Below are 12,642 nucleotides of genomic sequence, written 5' to 3'. Positions count from 1 at the left end.
GACTAGTTTTATTCATTTCGCAGACTCTTCACTGGATTCGTTAACGCTGCCCTAATTGCCTGCGTACTCACAATAAAGCCCGTCAGGAGCGCCAGACAAACAGCCACAACGGCGAACGGCCACCACGATAAGTCCATTCGATAGGCAAAGTGCGTTAGCCAGTCACTCAGTAAATAATACGCCATCGGCCAGGCAATGACATTGGCAATCAATAGAATCAGGATAAATTCCTTCATAAACAGATTGACAATACTGAATGTCGATGAACCCAGCACTTTGCGAATGCCAATCTCCTTGGTCCGGCGAGTTACGTTCAGTGAAACCAGCCCCAATACGCCCAGCAAAACGATTATCAGCGCCAGGGTAGTCGCCAAACGAGACGCTTTTTGAAGTTGAATTTCGGTCTTATATAATTTCTGGAGCGTGTCGTCCATGAACGAGTAATCGAAGGGAGCCTCTGGAAACAGCCGCGCCCATTCCCGGCCAATGGCTTCTACAGTTTCGGGTAAACTACCGGGGCCATCCAGTTGAGCATTGGCCTGTCGGGGTGTAAGTTTGAAGGAGAAATAGCGGTAAATGGTGTTGCTCCGAATGTTCAGGAGAATGAGTGGCTTGATCGTTTCATGAAGGGAGCCAAAATGAAAATCGTTCAGGACGCCACCCACCCGATAAATCTGATTACTGCCTTGCAACCGTACAACCTGGTCTATTGCTTTTGCCGGAGTAGCCCAGCCTAACGCCCGTGTCGCTGACTCATTTAAGACAACGCGTAACGAATCTGAACTGCTTCCGTTGGCGTTGAAATAGTTTCCCTCCCGCATGTGTAGGCCATACGTTTGGGCAAACTGCTCGTCAGTTGTCAACACAGTCGCGACTATGGCCTGCGTACTGTCGCGGCCTTGTGGAAATACCCGGCCACTGCCACTACTTCTGCCATCGGGAATTTCGAACGATAAGCTTACGTCAGAGACACCGGGAATGCGGGCCAGTCGGTTCCGAATGTCTTCCATCCGCTGCACTCCGGCGGGCGACCAATCGCGAGGTACAGACGCTACGGTCATGATTTGTTCTTTCTGGTAGCCTAAGTCTTTAGTGAAGAAATAAGACACTTGTTTGCCGATCACGAGTGCCCCGACAAAAACGAAAATGGCCACCGTGAACTGAAATACGATTAACGCCCGGCGTAACAAAACACCTTTCTGCACCGATGCCACCAGCTTTCCTTTGAGCGAATCGACAGAAGGCAGCCCCGATAACACAAAAGCTGGATAGCTACCAGCCAGTAAACCAATGACTAATACCAGTCCCGTCAGGGCCAAAAAAGCATAGGGCGACCAATCCAGCAACGACGGTATTGGTTTGTCCAGTAACACAGCGAACGTTGACCGGAAGAGTTCATAACAACCTAATGCCAGTAGGGTAGCACCGGCTGTCAGTAAGAATGCTTCGACCAAAAATTGCGCGATTACTTGTTTTTTGAGGCCACCCAGCACCTTCCGAACCCCGATTTCCCGCAAGCGTGTTGCCGACATGCCAATGGTAATATTGACGAAATTAACCACGGCCATTAATAGAATAAAGATGCCTATAACGCTCAGTGTCAGAATCATTTTTTTGACTAAGCCGTTGTTGGCTGTCAAATAATATGTTTCCAGCGGACTTAGATACGCCGTTAAATTCTCTTTAAATCCGGGTGGCGCGTGGATTGCCAGCGTACGGGCAATGGGTTGAGTTAATTGAGCCGCCGTTACGCCCGGTTGCAATTCCAGATAGGTAGGAATATACTGATTCTGCCAGGAATTCATAGCTGCCTCCGGTATAAAATAGCCAACGTTACGCATCGGAATGAAAATCTGTTCAGGTAACTGAAGTAGATGCGTAACGCTATTAAAGGGCAGGGCTTGTAACACACCTGTAACCGTGAATAGCTGCTTACCGCTCGCAGGAGTCTGTACGATTAATTGTTGGCGAAGCACGTCGGTTTTGCCAAAATATTTTTGAGCTAGAGCCGCCGTAATAACAATTGAATTGGGGGCGAGAAGGGCAGTTTGTGGGTCGCCGTATTCTAGTGGAAGACCAAACATGGAAAGCAGAGTGGAGTCGCCAATCTGAATTTGTTCTCTAAAATGTTTCTGGTCGTTCGATACAATTGCCGTAGCCCCGTAAAAACGGTAGTAATTGGCAACTAAGGTAGGATACTGGGTTTTCAGCGTGGGGCCAATGGGCGCTAGCGTTGTGATATCCATGCCCATATCCTTTTCTTTCCAGCGACTCTGAATCAGGTACTGCTGACTGGCGTGCCGAAGTGTTCGGTTCACGGCTAGTTCCCCCTGAATGTAGCTGCCGATGAGCAACAGAAAGGTAATGCCGACAGTTAGTCCGAGTACGGTTACGAGCGCATAAAATCGACGACGCTGGAGATTGCGAAAAGCAATTTTTATGTAATTCTGGAGCATAAGCGAAAGGGTGAAAAGCAAAAAGCATTTCTTGTAAAGCAAGCTTTTAAAGCCATGAAGTTATTTGTTATTGCTTTTCATTGGCCTCGTTTTCGTGCTGTCGTCCCGTTAAAAAATGTTAATCGACTTCCCTGTTCTTTTTAGCGCGTTAGGTTAACATTCTTTAACGAATTGCCCGGTTTATACTATTGAATGTCAGTGAATATCAGCTGTGAATTGATGCAAAAAAAATCGGTACAGAGAGGCTTTATATCTCTGTACCGATAGGTCAATCTAGCACACTTAATGTACTCAGTTCGGAATTAATCCATGCGGGTCGATTACGAATTTCTTAGCGGCTCCTTTATCAAAATCCTGGTAGCCTTTTGGTGCTTTATCCAGGCTAATTACTTCCACGTTTACCGCTTTGGCAATTTGCACTTTATCGTACAAAATGGCATTCATCAGTTGGCGGTGGTACTTCATCACCGGGCATTGACCTGTGTAGAAAGAGTGCGATTTCGCCCAGCCTAACCCAATGCGGATATTTAAATTTCCCTGTTTGGCAGCCTCAGTAGACGCACCGGGATCGCCTGTAACATACAAGCCGGGAATACCAATGGCGCCACCCGCCCGTGTTATGGTCATGGCCGCGTTCAATACGGTTGCCGGTTGTTCTGTACCCGACTCTGAACCATGTCCATGCGCTTCGAAACCAACGCAATCGACAGCCGAGTCAACTTCCGGAACACCAATAATTTCGGCAATCTGATCGGCTAAAGACACATCTTTTCGTAGGTCAATAACCTCGCAACCGAAGCTTTTTGCTTGCTCCAACCGCTCAGGAATCATGTCGCCGACAATAACGACAGCCGCACCCAGCAAGTGACAGGAAACCGCGCAGGCCAGCCCAACCGGACCGGCACCGGCTACATACACAATTGAACCCGGTCCCACACCGGCTGTAACAGCCCCGTGATAACCCGTCGGAAATATATCGGAAAGCAGTGTTAAGTCCCGGATTTTGGCCATTGCCTGGTCTTTATCCGGAAACTTCAACAGATTGAAATCAGCATAAGGCACCATGACGTATTCGGCCTGACCGCCAACCCAACCGCCCATATCGACGTACCCATAAGCGGCTCCCGCCCGACCGGGGTTGACATTCAGGCAAATACCTGTCTGACCCGCTTTGCAGTTCCGGCAGCGTCCGCAGGCGATATTGAACGGAACCGATACCAGATCACCTTCCTTAATAAATTCAACATCGCGCCCGGCTTCGATGACCAGCCCCGTTATTTCGTGACCCAGCACCAGACCGGCTGGCGCCGTTGTACGGCCCCGAACCATATGCTGATCACTACCGCAAATATTCGTCGAAACGATTTGCAGAATAACCCCATGATGACATTTGCGGTCGCCAAGGGCCAGTTTCGGATACTCAATGGATTGTACTTCAACCACGCCGGGTTCAATGTACGCAACACCACGATTTTGACACATATTGCTGGGGTTTAGACGATTGAGGAAATTTAACTTAGAGCATCCACACCTGCCTGAGCAACGGTATTGTCGTTTTCGACGCTGCTACCCGATACGCCAATGGCTCCAATGACTTCACCAGCCGCATTTTTGATAGGAATACCGCCCGGAAAAGTAATCAGCCCACCGTTGGAATGTTCGATGTTGTAAAGCGAACCACCCGGTTGCGACAAACTACCAATTACGCCCGTTGGCATATCAAAAAAGCGGGCCGTTTTGGCTTTTTTCTGCGAAATATCAAGCGACCCCAGCCAGGCGCCATCCATGCGGGCAAACGCCGTCAGGTTAGCCCCGGCATCGACTATGGCAATGTTCATCAGGGTTCCTATTTCTACCGCTTTTGCTTTGGCCGCTTTTACGGCAACTTCGGCTTGTTCTAACGTAATGCTCATAATTTGATTTTTTAGATTGACTAGTTCAGTTGGACTCTTTCTATGAGTCCCAACGCAAAACTAGGCAATCAGAAAAGTTTTTATTTGCACGATAATACCAACAAATACTACTATTGTCCAACTTTACAAATCAGAAGGAAATAAACATTGTGGTCAAAACGCGTTTATAGAGAATAACAATGAATATGATGAACAACGGCTATCCTCTCCAGACCATCAACCTATCGGACACTAAGAAGTTGAACTCACTGGTTGAGCACCGTCGGGTATTCAATCTAAACCATTGTGAGCTGAATATTTTTGAGACATATCAGCAATGCTCAGACGTTGTTTTATCGTATAGTGGGCTGGTAATCACCAGTATGTTGCGGGGCAAAAAGGTGATGCATTTGTCCAAAAATCCAGGGTTTGATTTTCTGCCCGGAGAAACAGTAATTCTGCCGGAAGGAATTTCCATGAAAGTGGATTTCCCGGAAGCCGACGAAAAACACCCGGTTCAATGTGCAACCATTGCCTTAGACTGGGATGTAGTGACCCACATGCTGAATTTTCTGAACGAGTATTACCCCCGAAAAGATGAAATCAGCGAGTGGAAACTGAATTTCAGCCAGTACCATTTTTACAATAATCGGGAGTTGGCCAATGTTATGAACAAGTTGATTAGTATCAGCATGGAAGACGACATTGCAAAAGACGCTCTGGCCGATTTGACACTCAAATCCCTATTGATTCGGGTGATTCAGACCCAGAATATGGCTATGGTAGAAGATGGTCTGTCGGCCAATAATCGGTTTGCCACGGTGGTCGAATACATCCGCGAGCATCTGCCAGAAAAAATTGGCATTGATGTACTTTGTCAGAAAGCCTGCATGAGCAAATCTGGTTTCTTTCGGTCGTTCAAAGAAACCTTCGGCTTGTCTCCAATGGAGTTTATCATCCGGGAACGGATAAGCCTGGCGAAACGATTACTGGTTAATCCGAGTGCCACCGTCACCGAAGTTTGCTATCAAGTGGGGTTCAATAACCTGCATTATTTTTCCCGCTTGTTCAAGATGCTCGAAGGTATAACCCCAACCTCCTATCGGCAAACGGTTTTCCCGTAAGAAAAAGCCCAGTCCAAAAAGTTAAGAGCGAATAGAACTATCGCTTTCGCCTTGTCGAATGTCCAGTCGGTACCCAACTCCGTGTACGGCTACAATCCGTATAGTGGGGTCGGGCTGGAGCAATTTACGCAGACGGGACACAAAGACATCTACGCTGCGCCCAACGATAATACCTTCATCTTCCCAGACTGATTTAAGGATGAAATCACGTTCTAATAATTGGTTCGGATGGCGACTGAAAAGGTCCAATAGCTTAGTTTCCCGATACGTAAGCGTATAGGTAAGGCCAGCTATATTTAGGGATTGGTTGGAAACATTAAATGTGGTTTGCCCTATCTGAATTACTCCTTCCACTGCCTCTGTAGTAGAGGTAGCGGGTGCTGGTAATGTTGATTTTCGCCAGGCTATATAGGCTCCCCCAACCAACAAAAATCCCAAAGCCCACGGCCACAAAGTAGCGGCCTGCTGGCTATGAGTTTCTGCTGTATTAAATGTGACCTGTAACGTATAACATCCCGGCTCCTGTTTGCGACCTCCACAAGGAACTTCATTGCGCTCGGTCAAATCCAGAAAGTTATAGCCCAATTGTAATTCCCCATCCACACAATTCAGTACTGAAACGTCGTAATTGTCGGTGATTTTATGGATAGCCAACGATTGTTGTAATAACGCTGGCAACCGATTATAGTCGAATGGATGCTCCAAACGGACCAAAAACGTAGTGGCGTTTAGTTGTTTTACGGGCAAAATACGAGACGTGGAATCTCCCTTCTCAATGAGTAAGTGATGGGCTGTCCGGCGAAGCGCAAGATTAACCTTTTTTGCAAAAAGGAATTTATCAGCCTTGTTCACAGCGGGAGCCAGCCACACAAATTGTGTAAACAACAGACTGGCCCCTAAAACTGCGATAACAACGGCTAATTTTCTCATAATCAATAGCAGGGTTTTCTTATAGAACGAGTACTGTGATGTCGGGTTCTTAAACCCGACATCACAGTACAACGACTGATTTTCTCATAATCGGTAGGAAGTCTACGCCTGTTTAGGGTCAACAACCATCATTCTTATTCTTTAGAAACGAAAACAAGATAGAGTTAAAATAGAAATCTCTCACTTTAATACTTCGTCGGGCTTCTGAATCGCTTTCCCGGGTCGGGTCAATAATCAGATAGTCACCAGCTTTGGCGATGGACAGAATAGAAGCAACGTCAACGGTAAGTAAAGATCGGGTTGTGTCGGATACGCCACTGATAATGTTCTCCCCATCCCGCCGTAAATAAATTCGGAACGGAATTTTTTCTACATCAGTCGTTTCCGGATTTGCAGTTACGACTGTTAATATTCCCTTCGTGAGAAGGGAAAAATCAGCGTAGTTGACCGGTTTATTGTTAAGCAACAACGCGTCGTGATAGATTATTTCTTCCCGATTTTGTGCCGCTTGCAAACTCACACTTGCAAGGCTGGTAGTTATGCTATTTTTCGGGGCAATGACGGTAATTGTAATTGCCGACAGGAATAGAGTCGATAGCACAACCGCTTGTTGAATTACTACGTATAGTTTCATGAGAGTAAGAGCTAATGGGTGCGTTATTGTACCAGAATTTCGTTGTGCGGCATCGCGTACTTATTGTCCAGCGTGAGCAACATAATGTGGTCGCCTTTTTTACATTTTGCCAGTACTCGTTCAATGGCTACCTGCTTAAAATTCTCATTAGAATATAGCAATACGGTTTTCGTGTCTTTATCTCTAATCGCAATTTTGAAGGCGATTTTATCAACGGCTTTGCTTTCTGTGGGTGACAGATTCACCGTACAAACGGTCAACTCGCCGGTAGCCCTTGATGAGAGGAGACATTTTCCCTGATCGGTATAGCTGTCGACAACTATTTTGCTGTTTAGAAAAGCCGCCGAGCAATCGGTGAAGACCTTTTGTCCAAAACTAGCGGCAGAGAATAAAGTACAAATGAGTGCAAGGATAAGTCCATTTACTTTTTTCATGGTTCGTGTTTTTAAATGACCAGTGAATCAAAAGTATAGGCCCGTTTTACAAGGCTTGCAAAACCACTGTAAAACATTGTAAAGGAATTGTAAAACTATTTAATTGACGCTCAAGATCTGATTTCTTAGCGGCAGGGTAGCGCAAATTTGTAGTTGGTTTTCATCCGTCAGGACATGACAAAACGAGTACGACGAAGCTTGTTCCGTCGTACTCGTCAGGCATACACATGAGTACGTTTACTCACTCCGCAAACTCTTTACCGGATTCATCAGGGCGGCTTTGATGCTCTGGAAACTAACTGTCAACAAGGCAATGCCCACGGCCAGCGCACCCGACAACGCGAACACCCACCCGTCGATAGTGATCTTGTAGGCGAAATCCTGCAACCACTGATTCATGGCATACCAAGCCAGGGGGGAGGCAACTAAAATTGAGATAACCACCAGCTTAAGAAAGTCCTTTGAAAGTAATCCAACGATGCTGATTACTGACGCGCCTAACACTTTGCGGACACCAATTTCTTTCGTGCGCTGAGCCGTTGTGTACGCCGATAAACCAAAAAGTCCAAGGCAGGCAAGGAAGATCGACAGGAAGGCAAAAATGCTGAAAATCTGGCCGGTACGTGTTTCGGCGGCATAAAGTTTATTGAACTCTTCATCCATAAATTCGTAAGCAAACGGGCGGTCTGGTATAATCGTCCGCCATTTGCTTTCCAGAAATTGGAGTGTATTGGACAACTGACTACCCGACAGTTTTACCAGCAGGATTTCGCCACCATTCTCCGGGAAAAGAGCCAGAGGACCAATTTTCTCCTTCATGGACGCAAAGTGAAAATCTGCCACTACGCCCTTCACTTCGCCTAATCGTCCGCTCATGTCAAGACGTTGACCGATAGCCTGTTGGGGTGTCCAGCCGAGTTCTTTTACCGCAGTCTCGTTAAGAATAAACCGACTGCGGGTAAGGCTATCATTATCCGTGCGCGAAACCCGTTCCATATCGGCGGCATTTATATTGCTGCCAGCAACAAGATGCAGGCTCATGGCTGGCACAAAATCTTCATCAATCGATAGCCCTGCCACCATCTTACGTTGCCCCTCCGGCATGGTTGATCCACGCATACCATACCCTCCTTCAACATATACCGGCGAATCAGATGCCAGCGAAACCCGTTGCACATCGGCGTTTTGGCGAAACTCACTTTTTATAGCCTGTATTTTTTCATTGACCTGTCTATCAACGGGTAGCAGCAATATATGGTCTTTGCCGTAGCCAAGTTTTTTGTGCTGGATATACGTCAACTGATTTCGGACCAGCAACGTACTGGTGATAAGGAAGGCCGTTATGGCAAACTGAAAGACAATCAACGTCCGGCGAAACTGGCCCGCTCCGGCAGTTTTCAACTGACCTTTCAAGACCCGGATTGGTTGATACCGTGCCAGCACCAAAGCGGGATAACTCCCAGCTATCAGGCTAACCACTACGCCAACACCAAGCAACATCAGCAGATTTTTGGGTTGTAGCCATACGACAAATGAAAATTGCCGGTCAGACAACGTGTTGAACAAGGGGAGTGTCAGGGCTGCCAGTAGCAAACCCAGCAGTAGGGCAACCGAGGTAATGATAATCGATTCGCCCATAAATTGCCCAAACAACTGGCCCTGCATGGCGCCCATTACTTTCCGGACACCAACTTCCTGAGCCCGTTCGACGGCCCGTGACGTAGCCAGATTGACGTAATTGACGCAGGCAATCAGCAAAATCAGTAAGGCAATTGACCCGAAAATGTAGATGTATGTCAGGTCGCCGTTGGGTTCAAAACTGCCCTCTACGTCTGAGTGCAGATGCACCCGCCGGAGCGGTTCAAGGGTATATGTGAGGTAACTTCCGGGCGACATTTCGTCTTTACTGAACTGCGTTTTCATGAAGCCCGGAATTTTTGCCTGTAACGGAGCGATGGCGTCGGGAGAACGTAGCAGCAGATACGTAGCGTAGTTCGACGAATACCATTCTTCCTTTTTAGCTGCCGGGAGCGTTTTGAACGAAGCCACTAGATCGTATTTGATCTGAGAATTAGCCGGGCAGTCTTTAACTACACCCGTTACAGAATAATCCCGAAAAGAGCCGCCTGTATTGATACGTAGCGGTTTCCCAACCGGGCTTTCTGTTCCAAAATACTTCTCAGCCGTTGTTTCCGATAACACGACTTGATTTGGTCCGTTCAGTGCCGTTTGCGAATTGCCTTTTAGCAATGGAAATGAAAACAGGGAAAAGAAGGCCGAGTCGGCATAGACGAGTCGCTTCTCGCTGAACTGCCGATCACCCTTGAGCACAACAGCGTCCCGATTTATCATTCGAACGCCCGATTCTATTTCTGGAAATTGCCGACCAAATTCCGGGGCTACTTTTGTTCCCGTCTGCGGTATTTTAGCCACCCGGCCTTCCATGCTGTACTCCATCGTTACCCGCACGATCCGGTCGGCCTTCTGCTGAAAGTCATCATAACTCAGTTCATGAGTTATGTACATGAACAGCAACAGACACGAAGCCAGTCCAACCGATAGGCCGATTACATTGATGCCTGAGAAAACCTTATTTCTCCACAGGTTACGGAAAGCGATTTTGATGTAGTTACGTAGCATAGAGCAGACGAGTCAGAGTTTGAGACCGATAATTGACGTTTTTTAGTTTATGCTCTATCCTTATTCAGACCGTAGTGATTTGACGGGATTCATCAGGGCCGCTTTGATGCTCTGTAAACTCACTGTCAGCAACGCAATGGAAATGGCTAACGCACCTGCCAACGCGAACACCCACCACGCAATATCAATCTTGTAGGCAAAATCAGCTAACCATTTATTCATGGCCCACCAGCCAATTGGAGTGGCAATGAGAATGGCAACGAAGACCAGTTTGAGGAAATCTTTGGAAAGTAGAGTAACGATACTGCCGACCGATGCACCCAGCACTTTGCGGACACCAATTTCTTTGGTGCGTTGCTGAATTGATAGTAGGGCAATAGAAAACAAACCCATGCACGACAATAAAATGGCAATCCCAGCCGCCGACGAGAAAATGGTGCCTAACCGCTGTTCTTTTTTGTACCAGCGTTCGGTATTCTTATCTAGAAACGAACCAATAAATTCCTGCTTTGGGGCAATCGTCTTCCAGGCGGTTTTGATGGTTTCCATCGCACCAAGTAAGTTCTTCGGATTTACCCGAACCAGAATATAATTGATCGGGGAACTTGACTGCATTTGTAAGGCAACGGGTTTGGCTTCCTGATGCAGGGAATACAGATTGAAGTCTGATACGACACCAACAATCTGAAATGATTTATTGTCTGGTTTAATAAACTTGCCAATTGGGTTGACTTCCCCCAACTGCTTGGCCATACTTTGCGTGATGAGCACGGCCGAACTCGAATCGGTGCTGAAGTTTGTACTGAAATCACGGCCCTGCAATAGCTTGATACCCAACGTTTTTAGATAGTCTGTATCCACTCGCAACCAGTCGCAGAGAATGTCCCGTTTGCCATATAGGAAGCCAAACATCCTGCGCGACGAACTACCATCCAGACCTGCCCCGATGTTAACACCCGAACCCGATACAGCGGTGATGTTTGGTTGACTAGACAGCCGGTCGCGCATGGTTTTCAACGCCACAGCCCCGTTAAGCTCGTCACCGACCGGAATACTAACTACCTGATCTTTGTCCAGGCCCATCGGTTTTTCTTGTAAGTAGTTAATTTGCTGACGTACAATTAGAGTACACACAATGAGCAAACAGGCAATGGTAAATTGAGTCACAATGAGCGAATTGCGTAATAAACCCGGACGACTCATTTTAACGGTTCCCTTCAGCACTTCCACGGCATTGAAGCGCGTTACGAACCAGGAAGGATAACCTCCGGCTACAAGGGTTATGAGCAGAAAACCCAGACCTGTTACCAGCAAAGCACCTGGCTTCAGGAAATTGTCTAGCGTTAGGTGACTTTGGAATAATCGATTAAATGTAGGTAAAACAACGTAAGCCAGTCCTAACCCGACTAGCAGGGCGACGAGGCACAGCATCAGCGTTTCGCCCCAAATTTGGCCGAATAATTGCCACCGCTTCGCTCCCAATGACTTGCGAACGCCCACTTCTTTAACTCGCTTGAGTGATTGTGCAATAGTCAGGTTTATGAAATTGATGCAGGCAATGGCTAAAATAAACAAGCCAATGAGCATTAGTGTATAAATGTATGTCTTGCTAATGGCCTGACCATGCATTGTTTCCACATCGAAATGCACATCCCGCATCGGCTCCAAAAGTAAGCTTTGCTGAAAACCTAATTCATTTTTTGGATAGCCTTGTTCCTTTTGCTCTTCATTAGACTTCGTAAGGTATTTGTCCAGGAATGCCTGCGTCCGCCGTTGCAGCGTTTGCGGATCTGTACCGGCTTTCAACTTTACATACACCTCGTGGTTACCATGATTCCAGCGACTTTTAAATTCTTGATAGTCGCTTGCATTTTCACTGCGGATAAGTGCATCATACTCAAGTGTAGAGTTGCTGGGAAAATCACTGATTACGCCGGTTACGGTAAACGCTTTCCAGCTATCGTTCATGCGAAGCTGGAGGGGTTTGCCCAACGGGTTCTCCTTTCCGAAAATGTCTTTGGCCATGTTCTCACTGATGACAATGTCGCTCAAGCTGTTCATGGCTGTTTTGGCGTTGCCTTTCCGGAGAGGGAACGTAAACAGTTGCAGAAAATCGGCATCGGCCATCCTGACACTTTTGCTATACGTGTGCTCATTCCGACGAACCCCCGCAGTTCCATTAAAGAAGCGTGAGACGCCTTCTATCTCTGGGAATTCAGCTTTAAGGGCGGGTGAAATTGGATAGGGCATCGTGGCACTTTTGTTGGGTGTGCCATCGCGGTTGGTCGATAGGAAATACAGCCGGAATATACGGTTGGCGTCGGTGTGGAACCCGTCGTATGATAGTTCAAATGTGGCCGTCAGAAATAGTAGCACGCACGTACCAAACGCCACCGATAAACCAACGATGTTAATCAGTGAGTGGGTACGATTTTTCCAAAGAGTGCGAAAAGCGATTTTGAGGTAGTTGTGGAACATACGTTAGTACCGACTGTCTTGGCTGGATAAATAAATAATGTTTTTGATAAGCAA

At 47.0% G+C, this 12,642-nt stretch carries 9 protein-coding genes; 1 reads left to right on the top strand and 8 read right to left on the bottom strand.

The features are described from left to right. Positions 1 to 8 precede the first annotated feature (8 nt). The 3 genes from ACFS25_RS19100 to ACFS25_RS19090 form a co-directional block, all read right to left on the bottom strand. On the bottom strand, positions 9 to 2,456 hold the full coding sequence (locus ACFS25_RS19100) for an ABC transporter permease (protein WP_381504189.1): 2,448 nt from the start codon (positions 2,454 to 2,456) through the stop codon (positions 9 to 11). A 291-nt stretch (positions 2,457 to 2,747) separates the two neighbouring features. After that, positions 2,748 to 3,938 carry a formaldehyde dehydrogenase, glutathione-independent gene (gene fdhA / locus ACFS25_RS19095; protein ID WP_381504187.1) on the bottom strand — a complete coding sequence of 397 codons (1,191 nt, stop codon included), beginning with the start codon at positions 3,936 to 3,938 and terminating at the stop codon, positions 2,748 to 2,750. 29 nt (positions 3,939 to 3,967) lie between these two features. Beyond that, positions 3,968 to 4,369, bottom strand: coding sequence for a GlcG/HbpS family heme-binding protein (locus tag ACFS25_RS19090; RefSeq protein WP_381504185.1), 402 nt, complete (start codon positions 4,367 to 4,369; stop codon positions 3,968 to 3,970). Between the two features lie 179 nt (positions 4,370 to 4,548). On the opposite strand from ACFS25_RS19090, the gene ACFS25_RS19085 reads away from it, so the two are divergent. Next, positions 4,549 to 5,472, top strand: a complete 924-nt coding sequence (locus tag ACFS25_RS19085) for a helix-turn-helix domain-containing protein (RefSeq protein WP_381504183.1) — start codon at positions 4,549 to 4,551, stop codon at positions 5,470 to 5,472. A gap of 21 nt (positions 5,473 to 5,493) precedes the next feature. On the opposite strand, the gene ACFS25_RS19080 is transcribed toward ACFS25_RS19085, so the two are convergent. From ACFS25_RS19080 to ACFS25_RS19060, 5 genes are all read right to left on the bottom strand, one after another. Further along, complete coding sequence (locus ACFS25_RS19080) at positions 5,494 to 6,402, bottom strand: winged helix-turn-helix domain-containing protein (protein ID WP_381504181.1); 909 nt, start codon at positions 6,400 to 6,402, stop codon at positions 5,494 to 5,496. 118 nt (positions 6,403 to 6,520) lie between these two features. Continuing rightward, on the bottom strand, positions 6,521 to 7,036 hold the full coding sequence (locus tag ACFS25_RS19075; RefSeq protein ID WP_381504179.1) for a hypothetical protein: 516 nt from the start codon (positions 7,034 to 7,036) through the stop codon (positions 6,521 to 6,523). Positions 7,037 to 7,059: 23 nt separating this feature from the next. Further along, positions 7,060 to 7,470, bottom strand: coding sequence for a hypothetical protein (locus ACFS25_RS19070; RefSeq protein WP_381504177.1), 411 nt, complete (start codon positions 7,468 to 7,470; stop codon positions 7,060 to 7,062). 237 nt (positions 7,471 to 7,707) lie between these two features. Continuing rightward, positions 7,708 to 10,110 carry an ABC transporter permease gene (locus ACFS25_RS19065; protein WP_381504175.1) on the bottom strand — a complete coding sequence of 801 codons (2,403 nt, stop codon included), beginning with the start codon at positions 10,108 to 10,110 and terminating at the stop codon, positions 7,708 to 7,710. Positions 10,111 to 10,170: 60 nt separating this feature from the next. Next, positions 10,171 to 12,588, bottom strand: coding sequence for an ABC transporter permease (locus tag ACFS25_RS19060; protein WP_381504173.1), 2,418 nt, complete (start codon positions 12,586 to 12,588; stop codon positions 10,171 to 10,173). Positions 12,589 to 12,642 lie beyond the last annotated feature (54 nt).

The sequence above is a fragment of the Spirosoma flavum genome (genome assembly GCF_042686045.1).
GTDB classification, from domain to species: domain Bacteria; phylum Bacteroidota; class Bacteroidia; order Cytophagales; family Spirosomataceae; genus Spirosoma; species Spirosoma flavum.
This window is presented reverse-complemented; position numbering and strand designations above follow the sequence as displayed.

Excerpts from the sequence above, each read along its gene's own strand:
- ACFS25_RS19100 (WP_381504189.1), bottom strand. The coding sequence starts at position 2,456 with ATGCTCCAGAATTACATAAAAATTGCTTTTCGCAATCTCCAGCGTCGT.
- fdhA (WP_381504187.1), bottom strand. The coding sequence starts at position 3,938 with ATGTGTCAAAATCGTGGTGTTGCGTACATTGAACCCGGCGTGGTTGAA.
- ACFS25_RS19090 (WP_381504185.1), bottom strand. The coding sequence starts at position 4,369 with ATGAGCATTACGTTAGAACAAGCCGAAGTTGCCGTAAAAGCGGCCAAA.
- ACFS25_RS19085 (WP_381504183.1), top strand. The coding sequence starts at position 4,549 with ATGAATATGATGAACAACGGCTATCCTCTCCAGACCATCAACCTATCG.
- ACFS25_RS19080 (WP_381504181.1), bottom strand. The coding sequence starts at position 6,402 with ATGAGAAAATTAGCCGTTGTTATCGCAGTTTTAGGGGCCAGTCTGTTG.
- ACFS25_RS19075 (WP_381504179.1), bottom strand. The coding sequence starts at position 7,036 with ATGAAACTATACGTAGTAATTCAACAAGCGGTTGTGCTATCGACTCTA.
- ACFS25_RS19070 (WP_381504177.1), bottom strand. The coding sequence starts at position 7,470 with ATGAAAAAAGTAAATGGACTTATCCTTGCACTCATTTGTACTTTATTC.
- ACFS25_RS19065 (WP_381504175.1), bottom strand. The coding sequence starts at position 10,110 with ATGCTACGTAACTACATCAAAATCGCTTTCCGTAACCTGTGGAGAAAT.
- ACFS25_RS19060 (WP_381504173.1), bottom strand. The coding sequence starts at position 12,588 with ATGTTCCACAACTACCTCAAAATCGCTTTTCGCACTCTTTGGAAAAAT.